The 17,917-nt window shown below is 40.6% G+C and carries 7 protein-coding genes and 1 pseudogene; 4 read left to right on the forward strand and 4 right to left on the reverse strand.

Going from position 1 to position 17,917, the window contains the following annotated elements:
- Window positions 1-144 precede the first annotated feature (144 nt).
- Window positions 145-2,280 (forward strand): ATP-dependent RecD-like DNA helicase, encoded by a 2,136-nt coding sequence (locus QME45_12480; GenBank protein MDI6619464.1) that lies wholly within the window; start codon window positions 145-147, stop codon window positions 2,278-2,280.
- A gap of 258 nt (window positions 2,281-2,538) precedes the next feature.
- Here QME45_12480 and QME45_12485 read toward each other — a convergent pair whose 3' ends face one another.
- Window positions 2,539-4,524, reverse strand: a complete 1,986-nt coding sequence (locus QME45_12485; protein MDI6619465.1) for a DUF4965 domain-containing protein — start codon at window positions 4,522-4,524, stop codon at window positions 2,539-2,541.
- A gap of 327 nt (window positions 4,525-4,851) precedes the next feature.
- Here QME45_12485 and msrA point away from each other — a divergent pair.
- Window positions 4,852-5,394 (forward strand): annotated as a pseudogene (gene msrA, locus QME45_12490) (peptide-methionine (S)-S-oxide reductase MsrA).
- Window positions 5,395-5,537: 143 nt separating this feature from the next.
- Here the strand turns inward: msrA and QME45_12495 are convergent.
- On the reverse strand, window positions 5,538-7,004 hold the full coding sequence (locus tag QME45_12495) for an aminoacyl-histidine dipeptidase (protein ID MDI6619466.1): 1,467 nt from the start codon (window positions 7,002-7,004) through the stop codon (window positions 5,538-5,540).
- Window positions 6,988-8,250, reverse strand: coding sequence for an MFS transporter (locus QME45_12500; GenBank protein ID MDI6619467.1), 1,263 nt, complete (start codon window positions 8,248-8,250; stop codon window positions 6,988-6,990). Before QME45_12500 ends, QME45_12495 begins: the two co-directional genes overlap by 17 nt.
- A 742-nt stretch (window positions 8,251-8,992) precedes the next feature.
- Between QME45_12500 and gltB the strand changes: the two genes are divergently transcribed.
- Both gltB and QME45_12510 read left to right on the forward strand, forming a co-directional pair.
- The gene (gene gltB, locus QME45_12505) at window positions 8,993-13,507 is read left to right on the forward strand and encodes a glutamate synthase large subunit (GenBank protein MDI6619468.1); all 4,515 of its coding nucleotides are present in this window, start codon (window positions 8,993-8,995) and stop codon (window positions 13,505-13,507) included.
- Window position 13,508: 1 nt separating this feature from the next.
- Complete coding sequence (locus QME45_12510; GenBank protein ID MDI6619469.1) at window positions 13,509-14,924, forward strand: glutamate synthase subunit beta; 1,416 nt, start codon at window positions 13,509-13,511, stop codon at window positions 14,922-14,924.
- Window positions 14,925-14,979: 55 nt separating this feature from the next.
- Here the strand turns inward: QME45_12510 and QME45_12515 are convergent, their stop codons facing one another.
- The gene (locus QME45_12515; GenBank protein MDI6619470.1) at window positions 14,980-17,613 is read right to left on the reverse strand and encodes a ribonucleotide reductase N-terminal alpha domain-containing protein; all 2,634 of its coding nucleotides are present in this window, start codon (window positions 17,611-17,613) and stop codon (window positions 14,980-14,982) included.
- Window positions 17,614-17,917: the final 304 nt, after the last annotated feature.

Consider the following 17,917-nt stretch of genomic DNA (forward strand, 5'->3'; position numbering starts at 1 on the left):
TTGAATGCCTTTAGATGGAATTTACTTTAGGAAAGTGGAACTTACTTTGAAATTTCACCAAATTTTACCATATAATTTAGAATCCGGACTTAATTTCCCTGATATCCTGCGTTCTATGATATAATATTTTCAGGAGGAATTCGCATGGAATACATGAGTGGAATAGTTGAAAGAATAACCTATGTAAATGAAGACAGCGGATTTTATGTCATAAAAATCAAATCAAATGGATTCGACGATCTCGTAACGGCTGTAGGCAACCTTGCCTCTGTAAACGTCGGATCTGCCGTGAAACTTAAAGGCGACTGGAAATACAACAGCAAATACGGAAAACAGTTCAGCGTGCTCGACTACAAAGAAACTGTGCCGGCAACAGTCGCAGGAATTGAAAAATATCTTGGGAGCGGACTTATCAAGGGTATAGGACCTGTAAATGCAAGAAGAATCGTTAAAAATTTTAAAGAAGATACCATAAGAATAATCGAAGAAGAGCCCGACAGGCTTGAAGAAATTGAAGGCATAGGTTCAAAAAGAGTCTCAATGATTAAGAAGGCATGGCAAGAGCAAAAGGAAATAAAAAATGTTATGCTTTTTCTCCAGAGCAAAGGAGTATCGACGGCATACGCGGTAAAAATATTTAAAACCTACGGAAATGACAGCATCGAAACGGTAAAATCAAATCCTTACAGGTTAGCAGATGACATATGGGGCATAGGTTTCAGAACAGCCGATAAGATAGCACAGCAAATGGGCTTTGATAAAAACTCACCTGAAAGGTGCCGTTCAGGAATTATATATGTGCTGAATGAGCTGTCCCAGGATGGCCACTGTTTTGCATTCAAAGACCAGCTTGTAAAAAAAGCATGGGAGGTCCTTGAAACCGACAAAGAGTTGATAAATTCAGCTATAAATGAAATGATACAGTCAAAATCCCTCATAGCCGATACGGACGATTCCATCTATCTCCCTCCGTTCTATTTTAGTGAAACGGGAACTGCTAAGAGGATCAAAGAGCTTGTATCATTTCAGAGTAGCTTATATTTAAAAAATCCGGACGATATCATAGAAAAAGTTGAAAGAGAACAAAACATAAAATATGACGATGTTCAGATAGAGGCGATAAAGGTCGCATCAAAGTCCAAATTCATGGTACTGACAGGCGGACCGGGAACCGGGAAAACCACAACGATACTTGCAATAATAAAAGTTTTTGAAAGAATGGGTGCCAGGGTCTTGCTGGCTGCTCCCACGGGGAGAGCGGCTAAAAGGATGTCCGAAGCCACGGGTATGGAATCAAAGACAATACACAGGCTTCTTGAATATAAACCTCCCGAAGGATACAAAAGAGGGCCGGATAATCCCCTGGATTGCGATGTGCTCATTATAGACGAAACATCCATGGTGGATATTATTCTAATGTACAATCTTTTAAAGGCAGTATCGAATAACACCATAGTGATACTTGTAGGCGATGTGGACCAGCTCCCGTCTGTCGGCGCAGGAAATGTGCTTAAGGATATAATAGATTCGGGTGTTGTCAACGTAGTACACCTGACCAAAATTTTCAGACAAGCTCAGGGAAGTTCTATAATAATGAATGCTCACAGGATAAACAAAGGCATATTCCCAAACCTTAAGGGTGGAAGAAAAAGCGACTTCTTCTTTATCGAGGAAGAAGATCCTGAAAGAATTGTCGAGACTATAAAAGACCTTTGCGTAAGAAGGCTTCCCCGATATTATAAGGTCGATCCAGTAGAAGATATCCAGATACTTTGCCCCATGCAAAGGGGTGAAACGGGAGCACACAACCTTAACACAGTCCTTCAGGATGCTCTTAATAAATCCGATGTATTTATACACTACGGGGGAACACTGTATAAATTGAACGACAAGGTCATGCAGATAAAAAACAACTACGATAAAGGAGTATTCAATGGCGACATGGGCATAATAAGTTACATAAATATGGAAGACAAAACTCTTAAGATAAGGTTTGACGGTACCGATGTGGATTATGATGCAACGGAACTGGACGAAGTTATGCTGTCTTATGCCATAACTGTCCATAAAAGCCAGGGAAGCGAATATAAAATAGTCGTGGCGCCCTTTACAACCCAGCATTATATGATGCTTCAAAGGAACCTTTTGTATACATGCATAACGAGGGCGAAAAAAGTATTTATACTTATCGGTACAAAAAAAGCGATCGGCATGGCAATATCCAATAATAAAATAGCGGAAAGGAATACTATGCTTTCAAATAGGCTAAAAGGGATATGAACATAATAAAATTATGTTATTTTGAACAATGAATAAGCATTATGAAAGTTTAATAAGTTCTTGGTTTTGCTGCCGCTTAAGAATCCCTAGAGCTTTTGAACGTCTGAGCAAAGATAAGTTTCAAAAGCTCTTGAATTCTTAAGGCTGCTGGCCTTAGAACTTACAAAATTTGAATCTGGCGGATGAGTGTTCAAAATAACATAAGGTAAAATTACGAATTGAACATATATTGTTTAAATAATTTTTATATACCCAATTCTAAACGGCTTTATCTTTAAGAAGCTTTATGAACAAGCCTCCTATCACGGACCTGTGCTGGAAACCTACCTGTTTTCCGCTCACAGTATCATACCAATCTGTAAATGGCACCCTGCTTGGCGACTCATTTACAAAGTCCCATACGGGGTTTACAAATGCATCAAAATCTTCCCTGCAATCCGCCATTGCAGCGCTCCAGAAGATCCAGTCGGTCTTTGTGTATGTTTTCCTCGAATCGAGCGGCACTCCGTATTTGTTCATTTTACCGATATAGTATGCTATTTCGTCCCTCTTGATATCATGGCTGAAAATATCGATGTGAAAAATAGAGTCCCATACCATATTATATTTAAGACTCCAGGTATTATCCCCATCAAATGTCAGCTTATAATGGTCACCTTCCCTGTCTATTTCCTTCCATCTTGCAGCCATGTCTTTCGCAGTCTTCAAATATTTTGCCTCATCCTCCCTTTTGCCGAGGATTCCGCAGATAATGGAATATGAAGCGATACCCAGTATAGCCTTTACCGAAAGGTTTGCATTATGAGACAAGTGCCCTGCAAAATCATCTGTACAAAGCTGATTGCCGGGATCGAAACCGTTTTCTACAAGATAATCCGCCCATTTTTTCAGTGCCTCAATGTTCTTCTGTGCAAAGATAGCATTTTTCTCTCTAAGGCATACTGCAGCAGTTGCTATAAGCATATTTCCGCATTCTTCAACAGGCATCTGATTATTTGCTTTATTCTCACCGTATACCTGTCCGTCGGCTTTTGGATACTGGCCCACATCATGGGGCGCGAACTCAAACTTCCAACGGCCGCTACTGTAAAATTTAAATATAGGCCTCAGCATTCCCTTTACAAGTTCCGCATTATAAACCAAAAATAAAGGTATCGACGGATATGTTACATCCACAGTTGCGATGCATCCGTTGCTGAAACATTCCTTTGAAAAGAACAGCACTTCCCCGTTATCATCCGATACGAGTTTGTGAGCGGCAATAGCCTGCCTGTATGCAAGGCATAACAGATCGGCATACTTCCTGCCGCCTGATTTTTCTGCATCCTTAATAAGCCTGCTGTTAAAATCAGCGCACCTTTTCATTACAACGCTGTAATCGTCTGCGGCTTCATGGAGCATACCGTCAAAATTCTGCCCGTCTTTCCTCCAGTAAGCTTCCAACTGTTTGCCAAAATATTCTATGGACTTTATATCATCATAGGCAAGTATTATAAAACATGAAACCTCATCACAGACATCCTTGAAGTCCATTTCAACTGACATGGTCGGCATATTACTATTCAGGCAAACAGGCATGCTTTTATCATCGCCGGGGCTGATTTTCCCTTCATCGATGAAGCTGCCCTTTGTCTCGCTTGCCTGTATCTTTGTGGTATAGCTGATATTTTTCCTTTCCGGCACGGCTAAATGAAAATAGCCCCAATCTATTCTTATATCGTCACCGCTCCTGCTTAAGACATCCTGCTTTTCATTTCCCATATACATATCCGAAATTCCTCCGGATATATTTTTTCTTCCCCAGACCACGCTCTGATCATGGGTGTCGGTACACCATTCGGCATTCGCATCAAAATATATCTTTACTCTGTGAGCCTTTCCGTCCATGGAGCTTATTGAAAACGTTACATATGATGCCGGCCTTGACATAAGCTTTAAATCATCCATAAGAAGCGGAGTTGTAAAGTCCACTTTAAGCCTTATGCCATTACCCTCAAAAGTATAAATGCTCGATAGGGGACGTACCTCCAGGTCCTTTTGCTCCAGTACAGCTTCATTTTTTATCCGGCTTCCCAAAAATCTGAAAACCTTTCCGTCAATTGCAATAATCCCTGTCATACCATTTGTCTTCCCCGTCCAGTGCCTTGTATCATCATCGTAAAGATTATCGGCCATCGACCATACGCTAAAGTATGAATCCACCGTTACAAGAGGCACTGCCGCAGGTCTTATCTTTTTATCCATATGTTAACCTCCAAAAGGCCGATACTTTGCCGGCCCATTTTATTTTATTTTACAACCATATTTTTAAAAAGTAAATTCCTTTTTATTATTCGGCTTCGATTCGCAATATAAGCTTATGTTATTTTGAACACTCATTCGTTGCTCAAAATAACACAATTCTATTTATTCCTGATTTCGAATTACGAATTGAAGATTCTTCAAGTATAGAATATGCATCTCCCGTGACTTTACTCACGGGTATTCTTGCCTATAGTATGATATAATTTAGAGAGAAAAATGAAATACTACGCAAAATCATATAAAGTATTTAAGGGAGCTGATCATCTAATGGATAATAAAAAAAGTTCATCTCATTTTCCGGATAATCCTAATATAAATGTAAAATATGATAAAAACAAATTAAAGGATATATATCTTGCAGGCGGCTGTTTCTGGGGCGTGGAAGCATTCATATCACGCATATACGGGGTATATGATGTTACCGTAGGATACGCGAACGGAACTACAAAAAATCCTACATACGAAGATGTATGCCGCAATGATACCGGCTTTGCCGAAACTGCCCATGTACAGTATGATCCTGAGAGAGTGGATTTGAAAACACTTCTCGGTGATTTTTTTAAGGTAATCGATCCGACCAGCCTTAATAAGCAAGGAAATGATAGAGGTTCGCAGTACCGGACCGGAATATATTATGTCGATGAATCCGATAAAGCAGTTATAGAGGAAGTTGCAGCGCAGGAGCAAAAAAAATACGATGAGCCGATTGTAACGGAAATCGAACCCTTAAGAAATTTTTATTTGGCGGAAGAATACCATCAGGATTATCTTGAGAAAAATCCAAACGGCTACTGCCATATCAATTTCAGCAAGTTATAAACCTCCCATCATCAGGTATCGATCTATGAATCCATATTTTATCCCAAGGATATTAAAGTAATATTCAAGCAGAATGCCGGTTTTTGAACACTTATCATGTTGTTCAAAAACCGGCATCGCTCTTTAACATAACCCTATTTAATATCCTTTATCTCTTTTAATACTTCAAGCAGCAGCTCCCATGTCCTCTGTACCGACGCTATGCTCAAATGCTCATCCGGCGTATGAACTCCGTATATATCGGGCCCTAAGGAAACCATATCTACATCCTGCAGCTTCTCCTTAAAAAGACCGCATTCCACTCCCCCATGGGTCGCAATTACTTCCATTCCCCTTCCAAATATATCCTTATATACTTTTATAAATAATTTTCTCAAGCTCGAATCAGGATTATATTCCCATTCAGGATAATCCCCGTCAAACTCGATATCAGCTCCGAATTTTTTTGCGACAACCTTCATCTGTGTGCAGATATAATATTTTCTGCTCCTTACGGAACTTCTTACCGCGCTCTCATATGATATATTTTTGTCGGATGTCTCTACAACTCCGATGTTTGTCGAACTTTCGGGAAGCCCTTTAATTTCCATACTCATGGATTGTATCCCGTTTGGTATCGTAAGCAGAAGCCCGATAGCCGATTTTGCGGTACTTTTTGTAAAAACATTGTCCACATCCATATCTAACTTTTCGGCGGTAACGGTAACATTTTTATCCGATGCTCTATATTCATTCTTGAATATGCCGTCCCATTCAGCCGCCTTTTTGGCAAGCTTTTCACTGTTTTCATGGCTTATCAGTATTACGGCGGATGTTTCCCTCGGTATTGCATTCATCTTCTGACCGCCGTCTATCCTGTTTATATAAAAATTCATATTGAGCGACATATCGTAAAGCAATCTTCCCATAAGTTTGTGGGAATTTGCTCTTTCCTTATCGATCTCACCGCCTGAATGACCGCCTTTCAGATTGCCTATGGTAATTTTGTATGGGATCAAGGCTTTATCGGCATCTTCCCATAATACAGGCAAATAAATCTTTGCCCTTACGCCTCCTGCGCAGCCTGAAAGAATCCTGCCTTCCTCTTCAGAATCCAAGTTTATTAGATACTTTCCCTTGATCGAAGATAAGTCTACCCTTGCTGCCCCTGTAAGCCCGACTTCCTCTCCCGTCGTAAGCAGCACCTCAAGGGGTGGATGTGGGATATCATCGGAATCCAAAAGCGCAAGAGCATATGCGACGGCTATCCCGTCGTCTCCGCCAAGAGTCGTGCCAGATGCATATATCATGCCATCTTTAACCTGCAGCTTTATAGGATCTCTTTCAAAGTCATGTACGACGCCTTTATTTTTATCGCATACCATATCCATATGACCCTGTATGATAACTCCGGGGACATTTTCAAATCCCAAAGATGCAGGCTTTTTTATTATGACATTAAAAGATTCATCCTGAGTTACCTCAAGGTCGTGCTCCCTGGCAAACTTGACCAGATAGTCGCTTATGGCTTTTTCGTTTCCCGAGCCTCTGGGAATTTTCGAAATCTCCTCAAAATATTGAAAAACTTTTTTTGAAGACAATCCTTCAAAATACTTTTCCATTAGATAACACCTCTTTAGTTTTATTTCTATTTTCAAATATACCAAGGATCATCATAAAGAATGCGGCGGAAAGTGCAAGTACAAATATTACCGGCCATACAGCTCCGACTCCGTGTACGGTTATATATTTACCCATCACATAAGGAGCTATGGCGAACCCCGTTCCCGAAATTATATCGATTATTGAGTTGAACCTGCCCCTGTGCGTCATAGGCGTACGGTTTGCGATATATACTCCTATATTCGTTACATTCAGTATTTCCCCTGTAGTCCATATTATAGTGGATATTACAAAGGGCCAGTAACTATTGACAAAATACAGCATTCCGAATCCTGCTGCAAAAAATATTCCTGCAAGCGATATATTGTATATATCTTTTACCTTTTTTGTGATATTAACAATAATTGTAGTCGCAAATATCACAAAAAGGCAGTTCACCATATTAAATGTCCCGTAATACTGGGGGCCAAGTACATCGCCGAATATCTTTCTGGAATAAAGAGGCATGCTGAACATGCTCTGGGCATATACAAATGAATATATCGTATCTATAAGCGAGAATACCAAAAGCAGCGGGCGTTTCAAAAGAGCGGATAACAGCCCGCCTTTCTCCGACTTCTCAAAGGTATCCTTGCGAAAACCATCCTCTATCTGATTAGCAGTCGGCTTGGTCTCGTCCACATATTTATAGATAAGAAATATCGCAATAAGCGATGTAACAGCATCTCCTATAAATAAGAGCTTCATATAGTTGTTAAATAGCATTGCTGCAATGACAGAGCCCAGCGCGGAGCCAAAATTTATACCGAGGTATAAAAGAGAAAAAGCTCGCTGCCTGTTTTCAGGAACCGTCAGATCATTCACCATTGCTCCGCTTGCGGGACCCGATATGCTGTTAAAAAAAGCTGCCGATATAAAGAAAACAGGCATAAGGCTGTAATCCTTCAAAAATGCGCACGGCAAAAAACTTGCGGCTGCGATACTCATGGAAACCGTAATTATTTTTTTCCTTCCTATATGATCTGCAAGTTTTCCACCTAAAAGTGAACCGGGCAGCTGCACGGCAGCGCATACCAGCATAAATAAGCCAATCTTTTCCTCACTCATGCCCACCTTTATAGTAAGCAGCAATGTCATAAGAGGATAGACAAAGTTCCCCATCTTGTTGACCACACGTGATATGAATATTATATAAATACCCTTCGGCAGTCCTGAATATGTTTTTGCGACTTCTTTTAGTTTCACGTAAAGCACTCCTTATGGCATGGTTTTAAACCTGATTAATCTTTTTGTATCATTTGTGCGAACATACATCTCTATTATGAAACAATTTTTAATCTATATCAATAAAAAATTGTGAATTGTTGACCGTATAAATACTATCTGAAGAATATTATTTCAATCGCTAAGCTATCTTCGATTCGTATTATAAGCTTATGTTATTTTGAACACTCATTCGCCAGATTCAAGTTTTGTAAGTTCTAAGGCCAGCAGCCTTAAGAATCCAAGAGCTTTTGAAACTCGCCTTGCTCAGACATTCAAAAGCTCTAAGGATTCTTATGCGGCAGCAGGCCAAGAACTTATCAAAACTTTCATAATGCTCATTCGTTGTTCAAAATAACATAATCCTATTTATGCCTGATTTCAAATTACTAATCGAAGGCGACTTATAAGTCTAAAGAACCTGCAAACTTGTTCTGAATAAATATTATTTGCAATATACAGAAAATAAACGTTCATTATTATATCAAATGGGCAGCAAATTTTTTTAAATTTCTTATTTATATAAAAAAAGTTGATACCCTGTATTTGTTAATTTCTCTGTATTCATCATTATAAAATAAATATTTATCCATAATTTTGCAATATTAAAATATAATATTTTTGCAGGATTATTATTGTAATGCTGCATATTTATATTATAATTAATATATATGGCTATTTGTATCCATATAACAAATCAATAATATCAATTGGAGGTGCCCCAATGAAGCAGATTACAGGTTTACCACAAAAACAGGGGCTTTATGATCCCGAATATGAAAAGGATAGCTGCGGCGTCGGTTTTGCCGTAAACATCAAGGGAGAAAAAACACATGATATTGTAAAAAAAGGACTCAAGATACTCGTAAATTTAACACACAGGGGTGCTGTAGGTTCAGACCCTAAAACCGGAGATGGCGCCGGCATACTCGTACAGATACCCGATGAATTTTTCAGGATAAACTGTGAAAGCATAGGTATAGATTTGCCGTCTGCAGGTGAATATGCAGTCGGCATGATTTTTCTTCCCAGAGAGCCTGCATTAAGGTTCCAATGCGAAGGGATAGTCGAAAGGATAGCCGAAGACGAAGAACAAAAATCCTTGGGGTGGAGGAGTGTCCCTGTGAACAATAGCGTCATAGGCGAGACTGCAAAGGGAACGGAACCCGTCATAAGGCAGGTGTTTATCAAAAGCAGCTGCAAAACCCGCATGGAATTTGAAAGAAAACTATATGTGATAAGAAAAAGAGCCGAAAGCGAGGTCAAGAAGCTTTTAAAAAGAGGAGCTGAATATTTCTATATATGCAGCCTTTCAAGCAGGACTGTTATCTATAAGGGTTTGCTTCTCGCAGATCAGATAAAGAAATATTATATAGACCTCGATGATATAAATTTCAAGAGCGCAATTGCTCTCGTGCATCAAAGATACAGTACGAATACATTCCCCACATGGGACCTTGCACAGCCTTTCAGGTATCTTGCACATAACGGTGAAATAAATACTATAAGAGGAAACAGAAACTGGATGCATGCAAGAGAGGGAATATTGAAGTCATACGTGTTTAAAGATGATTTAAAAAAACTTTTCCCGATTATAAACCTGAACGGGAGCGATTCCGCCTCCCTCGATAATGCATTTGAACTTTTGGTGCAGGACGGAAGGAGTCTCCCCCACGCAATGATGATGCTTATACCTGAGGCATGGGATGGAAACTCATCCATGGAAAAATATAAAAAAGATTTCTATGAATACCATGCTTCACTTATGGAGCCATGGGACGGGCCTGCCGCTGTCGCTTTCACCGACGGGGTATCAGTAGGCGCTGTGCTCGACAGAAACGGTCTAAGGCCCGCAAGATATTCAATAATGAAAAACGGGATCGCAGTGGTCGCATCCGAAACAGGCGTGCTCGATTTTAAACCCGGCGAGATACTTGAGAAGGGTAAATTAAAACCCGGCGAGATGCTTTTAATAGATACTTCAAAGGGTAGAATAATGAAAGACGAGGAGATTAAAAAAGCCGTTTGCACTGCAAAGCAATATGGCTGCATCATAAAAATGGGCAAAATAAACATAGAAGATTTCTACGGTATTCAGGATAATACCTGTATAAACCCTGTTATATTAAAGGAAAAGCAAATTTCATTTGGCTATACACTTGAGGATTTGAATGTGCTGATAGGACCTATGGCAAGGGATGCCAAAGAGCCCATAGGCTCCATGGGAAATGATACACCCCTTGCAGTTCTTTCAAACAGAGAGCAGAATTTATTTTTCTATTTCAAGCAGTTGTTTTCCCAAGTTACAAATCCCCCTATAGATCCTATAAGGGAAAAAATAGTTATGTCGCTTATAAATTTTATAGGGACCGATGAAAATATATTAATCAAAGATAAGGAAATAAACCCGTTTTTAGAGATCAAGAGCCCCATACTTACGGATATGGAAATGTCGAGGATAAAAGGGCTTAGAAACAAGGATTTTAAATCTACTGTGATTCCAATGACATTCAGGTACGATACAGGTATCGAAGGCTTCAAAAAAGCAGTTGACACGATATGTGAAAGAGCGTCAAAAAGGATTGAGGAAGGCTATAATATTATCATCTTAAGCGATAAAATGGTTGACTCATACGATGCTGCCATACCCAGCCTGCTGGCCGTATCAGCTGTGCAGCACCACCTTATAATGGAAAAAACAAGATCCAAGGTCTCTCTTATAGTGGAAACAGGTGAGGCAAGAGAGACCATGCACTTTGCGCTTTTGATAGGTTATGGCGCAACAGCAGTAAACCCATATCTTGCATTTGAAACGATCGACAATATGGTGGGCGAGGAAGAAATACAGAGAATCTCAGCCGATAAGGCAAAGGAAAATTATATTAAAGCCGTCAATGACGGAATATTAAAAATACTTTCAAGGATGGGAATATGCACCCTCCAAAGTTACCATGGAGCGCAGATATTCGAAGCTATAGGCCTTTCAAAAGAATTTATCGATAAATATTTCGAAGGCACTCCCTCGAGGATAGGAGGCATAGGGATAGATATCATAGCTAAAGAAACTTTAAAAAGGCACGATAGGGCGTTCAATAACATAAGGGGACCTGAATGTGAGCTCGATATCGGCGGGCAATACTCCTGGAGAAAACAAGGGGAATTCCATCTTTTCAACCCCGGTACCATAAGCTACCTTCAAAAGGCCGTAAGATCTGGAAGTTATGAAAAGTACAAGGAATATGCCGCACTTGTAAATAACCAGAGCAAAAATCCATGCACGCTCAGAAGTCTATTCAAACTAAAATATCAAAAACCCATTCCTCTCAATGAAGTTGAACCTGTGAGCGAGATAATAAAGAGATTTTGCACCGGCGCCATGTCCTTTGGCTCTATAAGCAAAGAAACTCACGAGACCATCGCCATCGCAATGAACAGGTTGGGAGCCAGAAGCAATTCCGGAGAAGGCGGAGAAGACAGGGAAAGGTATAAAATAGATTCAAATGGCGACAACAGAAGAAGCGCAATAAAGCAGGTGGCATCCGGACGCTTTGGGGTAACTACGGAATACCTTGTAAATGCAGATGATATACAGATTAAGATATCCCAGGGTGCAAAACCCGGAGAAGGCGGCCATCTCCCCGGGAAAAAAGTCGATGCAAATATAGCAAGAGTAAGGCACTCTGTTCCGGGTATAGATTTGATATCCCCTCCTCCACATCATGATATATACTCGATAGAGGATCTGTCCCAGCTTATCTTCGACTTGAAGAATGTGAACCCTTCGGCTCGAATCAGCGTCAAGCTTGTTTCAGAAGTCGGGGTTGGCACCGTTGCGGCAGGTGTCGCAAAGGCTCATGCGGATGTTATATTGATAAGCGGATATGACGGAGGCACAGGAGCATCGCCGTTGTCCTCGATTAAACATGTGGGCATCCCATGGGAATTAGGCCTGTCGGAAACCCATCAGGTACTGCTACTGAATAACTTGAGAAGCAGGGTAAGGCTGCAGGTTGATGGGCAGCTTAAAACAGGCAGGGACGTCGTAATAGCGGCTCTTCTTGGAGCTGAAGAATTCGGATTTGCCACTGCATCCTTAGTATGTTTGGGCTGCTGCATGCTTAGAAAATGCCATCAGAATACATGTGAAATGGGCATTGCAACGCAGGATGAGGACCTCAGAAAGAACTTCAGGGGCAAGAGCGAATACCTCATAAATTACTTTACGTTCGTAGCCTCAGAAGTCAGGGAGATTATGGCCAAGCTAGGTTTCAGGACGATTAACGAGATGGTGGGAAGAGTCGATAAGATCGAAGATAATCTGCCCTTGGAGCACTGGAAAGCAAAATACCTGGACTTTTCGTCTATATTATATAAACCGGATATCCCGAAAAGAATAAAACCCTATTGTGTAAAATCTCAGGATCACGGTCTTAAAAACTCTATAGACTACAGGCTTATTGAAGTTTCAAGGGAAGCACTGGACGAGGGCAAACCGATCAGGGGAAGTTTTGAGATTAAAAACTCCAACCGTGCTGTCGGAGCGATGCTGAGCGGTGAGATAGCCAAGCGTTACGGACAGGACGGCCTTCCCGATGATACAATAGTGTTCAATTTTAAAGGTTCTGCCGGACAAAGCTTCGGAGCATTCGGCGCAAAAGGGCTTACTCTCGTGCTCGAAGGTGATGCCAATGACTATGTGGCAAAGGGTTTATCGGGCGCAAAGATAATATTAAAAACGCCACACGACGCTGCTTATAAGCAGGATGAAAACTTTATCGCAGGAAATACCATTCTTTATGGAGCGACGAGCGGAAAAGTATTTATAAACGGGCTTGTCGGTGAAAGATTTGCAATAAGAAACAGCGGAGCAGAAGCAGTCGTCGAGGGAGTCGGTGACCATGGCTGCGAATATATGACAGGAGGAACAGTAGTTGTAATAGGCAGCACCGGAAGGAACTTTGCAGCAGGCATGAGCGGCGGTATCGCATATGTGCTCGATGAATATGGAGACTTCGAAGACAAATGCAATACAGATCTTGTAGTAATCGATAAAATAAATAACTTAGATGAAAACAAAATACAAAATCTTATAAAAGAGCACTTAAAATATACAGGAAGCAGAAAATCAAACGAGATGCTAAACAATTGGGACAAGTATATGTGCATGTTTAAAAAGGTGATTTCCGTTCAGTATAAAAAAATACTTGAACAGAAAGAACTTTTAAAGGTAGGTGCCTGATATGGGAAAATCGACAGGTTTTAAGGAATACAGCCGGCAGTTAAGGAAAGAAAGGCCGATCGGCGAAAGGATAAAAGATTACAAAGAAATATATGAAAGTTTTTCCGGCAATGATATCAAATTGCAGGCTGCACGATGCATGAACTGCGGCACGCCGTTTTGCAATTGGGCATGCCCATTGGGAAATCTTTCTCCTGATTTTAACAATATGGTATATAACGGTCACTTGCGAAAAGCATATAAAAGGTTGATACTTACAAGTATTTTCCCGGAGTTTACCGGAAGGCTCTGCCCCGCGCTATGTGAAGGTTCATGCACCCTTGGAGTAAACAGGCAACCTGTTTCCGTAAGAGATATAGAGCTATATATAATAGAAAAAGCTTACGAAAAGGGATGGGTTACTCCACACATTCCAAGCATAAGAACGGGTAAAAAAGTTGCGATCATAGGTTCAGGCCCTTCGGGCCTTGCAGCAGCAGCATTCCTTAATATGCTCGGACATTTTGTAACCGTGTTTGAAAGATCTGATGAGGTCGGTGGGCTTCTAAGATACGGCATACCTGATTTCAAGCTCGAAAAGCACATAATCGACAGAAGGATATCGTTAATGGAGCAGGAAGGAATAATATTTAGAACAGGAGAATATATAGGCAAAAACCGCAGCATTTTTGACATATCGGATAAATACGATGCGTTGCTGCTTGCGGGAGGCTCCACCGTCCCGAGAGACTTAAATATAGAAGGCAGAGAGCTCGAAGGAGTATATTTTGCAGTAGATTATCTCACACAGCAGAACAGGAAAAATGCAGGTAAAAGCATTGCTAGCAATGAAATAAGCGCAAAAGGCAAAACAGTAGTCATAATAGGAGGCGGTGACACAGGTTCCGATTGCATAGGCACTGCAGTAAGGCAAGGCGCAAAAAAAGTTTATCAATATGAGATAATGCCAAAGCCACCTGAGGTGAGGGATGAAACCATGCCATGGCCCGACTTTCCCAAGACGCTTAAAACTACATCCTCCCATGAAGAGGGTTGCATCAGAAAATGGTGTATATCTGCAAAGAAAATCATCGGTGAAGGCGGAAAAGTCAAATCTGTCATATCCAAAGATGTCTCATGGGAAAAGGATGCAAACGGCATGACAATGAAAGAGATCCAAGGCTCTGAATTTGAACAGCAGGCAGATATGATAATACTCTGTATGGGATTTTTGCATTGTGAGCATGAAAGCATTGCCGACAGATTAAATTTACAGTTTGATGCTAAAGGCAACATTAAAACCGATGAAGATTATATGGCATCAATAGACGGAATGTTTGCCGCCGGCGATATGAGAACTGGCCAATCCTTAGTCGTCCGGGCAATAAGCGACGGTATCAACGCGGCAAAATGCATAGACAAATATTTAATGAAATGATTTTTTTAGCCATTAAAGAAATAAGCTGTCAGGAATTACCTGACAGCTTATTTCTTTAATGGCACTTTGAATATCCGCATGACGGACATATAACACAACCATCCTGGTGTGTTATATGTCCCCCGCACTCAGGACATCTTGGCCCCTTTTTATCATCCAGCCCTATCGATACTTCCTGCAATGGCGATATATCCGGCCCATCCTCTTCAGATACTTCAGAATCATATTTATCCGAAGATGACTGTAAATTCATTACCCTTTCTATAGTTTTAGCTATGGCATCGGGACAGGAAAGCACCTTTATATCCTTATTATTCGCCTTCTGCCTTATGGTGGAATGGCAACGTATACCCTTTAACTGTCCTATTATTTCTTTGACATCAATTCCAGATCTTAACGCAATGGATATAAGCCTGCTTGCTGCCTCAGACTGGGATGGGCATCCGCCTGCCTTTCCTACATTCGTAAATACCTCGCATATGCCGTTGTCATCGTAATTCACCGTAATGTACAAACTTCCACAGCCTACCCTGACTTTTTCCGTAATGCCGGTGGTAATTTCAGGTCTCTGTCTTGGGACAATCTTAAAATCTTCATGCCCCTCTTTCTTTTCCGTACCGCCAATATTCAATACCTGGGTATCGCGGCTTCCATCCCTGTAAATTGTGACGCCCTTACATCCCAACTTATATGCAAGCATAAATACTTCCCTTACATCATCGCGTGTGGCATCATGCCTGAAATTAACTGTTTTTGAGACGGCATTGTCAGTATGCTTCTGAAACGCAGACTGCATCTTTATATGCCAGTAGGGATCTATGTCATGTGCTGTCACAAATACTTTTTTCATATCTTCAGGAACATCGAGGCCCGATAGGCTCCCAGCCTTTGCAATTTCCCTCATAAGCTCTTCCGTATAAATGCCTCTCTTCTTTGCGGCTTCTTCAAATACAGGATGGACTTCAACCAATTTGTTGTTATCCATAACATTTCTTACATATGAAATAGCAAATAAAGGCTCGATGCCGCTGGAGCACCCGGCTATAATGCTTATAGTTCCTGTCGGGGCTATAGTCGTCGTTGTAGCATTTCTTATGACATCACCTTTATAGATACTGTCCTCTATTGCAGGAAATGCCCCCCTTATTTTGCCAAGCTTTCTCGATGTCTCCTTCGATTTATCATTTATGAATTTCATCAGATTTTCCGCAAATTCAACACCTTCATCGGAATTATAAGGTATTCCAAGCTCTATAAGAAGATCCGCAAACCCCATTATTCCAAGGCCTATTTTCCTGGTTTTTTTAGTCATCTCTTCGATTTTCTTCAGAGGATATCTGTTTACATTGATGACATTATCGAGGAAATGCACGGCCAGATCCACAACCTCGCCAAGTCTTTCATAATTGACCTCAGTCTTGCTGCCATTCCTCTTAACCATTTTTGATACGTTGATGCTTCCTAAGTTACAACTCTCATACGGAAGCAATGGCTGTTCACCACAGTTGTGCACTACAATATTGTTTGCGATAAACAGATGATTTACCTCTTCTGTAATATCATAAACTTCTTCTTCCTTTAGATATTCTAGGCTTTCAAACTCGGAATACATAAACTCATTCCCATTCAAAACTTTTATCATATCCCGCGAACATAAATCGCCGGCTGCCTTCCAGCCGCTTATAGTCATAATTTTGTGATCCGCCGTAAGTTTGATCTCATATCCGCCTTTTACTTTCAAAAGATAAACGGGTTTTATACCTGTTTTAAATGCAGATGCCTTGTAATATTTTCTGTCTATACTCAATATTGAAGCTTCTTTTATACTGTCTATCCTTACTTTGCCGTTCTCTGTTTCGACTAAGGTATCTCCGGTTACACATGGATTTGTACTCTCTATCTCGCCAAGTCCGGGAGTCGGATTGTCACGGTTCAGTCTATCCAGGAAAACTATTCCCGGTTCTCCGTTATTCCATGCCATATCGACTATAAGATCGAATACTTTTTTTGCATTTAATCGATCCGTAACTTTCTTCGTATGAGGATCTACCAAGTTATAATCCTCTCCACTTTCTACTGCTTTCATAAACTCTTCAGTTATTCCGACACTTATATTGAAATTTGTAATATCCGAATTTTGTTTTTTACACTGTATGAAATCGAGTATATCGGGGTGGTCTACACGAAGTATCGCCATATTGGCACCCCTTCGTCTTCCCCCTTGTTTTACAGCTTCAGTAGCGGCATTGAAAACTTTTATAAAGCTGATGGGTCCTGATGCCACACCACCTGTAGTCCTTACAACCGCACCCTGAGGCCTCAATCTTGAAAAGCTAAAACCTGTCCCTCCGCCGCTTTTATGTATTAATGCGGCGTTCTTTACTGCATCGAATATCCCCTCCATAGAGTCTTCAACCGGAAGAACAAAGCAGGCAGAAAGCTGCCCCAAATCCTTTCCGGTATTCATAAGCGTAGGTGAATTCGGAATAAATTCAAGATTGACCATCATTTTGTAAAAACTATCTTCTAAAGCTTTAGTATCTGACTTCCCATACCTTTCATCAGCTTTGGCTATCGTTGACGCAACCCTCCTGAACATTCCTTCAGGAGTTTCAACCACATTCCCCTCTGCATCTCTGCTTAAATATCTTTTCTCGAGTACCTTAATCGCATTTTTTGATAAGGCCATAAGTGCACCTCCAATACACAATATTTAGTATAGTATATGTAATTAGTATACTAAATATTGTACATTTTATGTTTTATAATTGCAAAACCCATATTTGTTATTTTTACTATATTAAATGGCACAAACTGAATGTTTTCTGCTATTTAGTCTCAAAATCTTATCAGCAAATATCCATTTTGAATATTTACAGAAATATTTGAAATTGAACTGTGCCACGCCGGTAGGAAAATTTTTATTTCTCAAAAAAATAAAATGGCTCCTCGGATTGGATTCGAACCAACAACCCTCCGGTTAACAGCCGGAT

Source organism: Clostridiales bacterium, from assembly GCA_030016385.1.
Taxonomy (GTDB): domain Bacteria; phylum Bacillota; class Clostridia; order Clostridiales; family Oxobacteraceae; genus JASEJN01.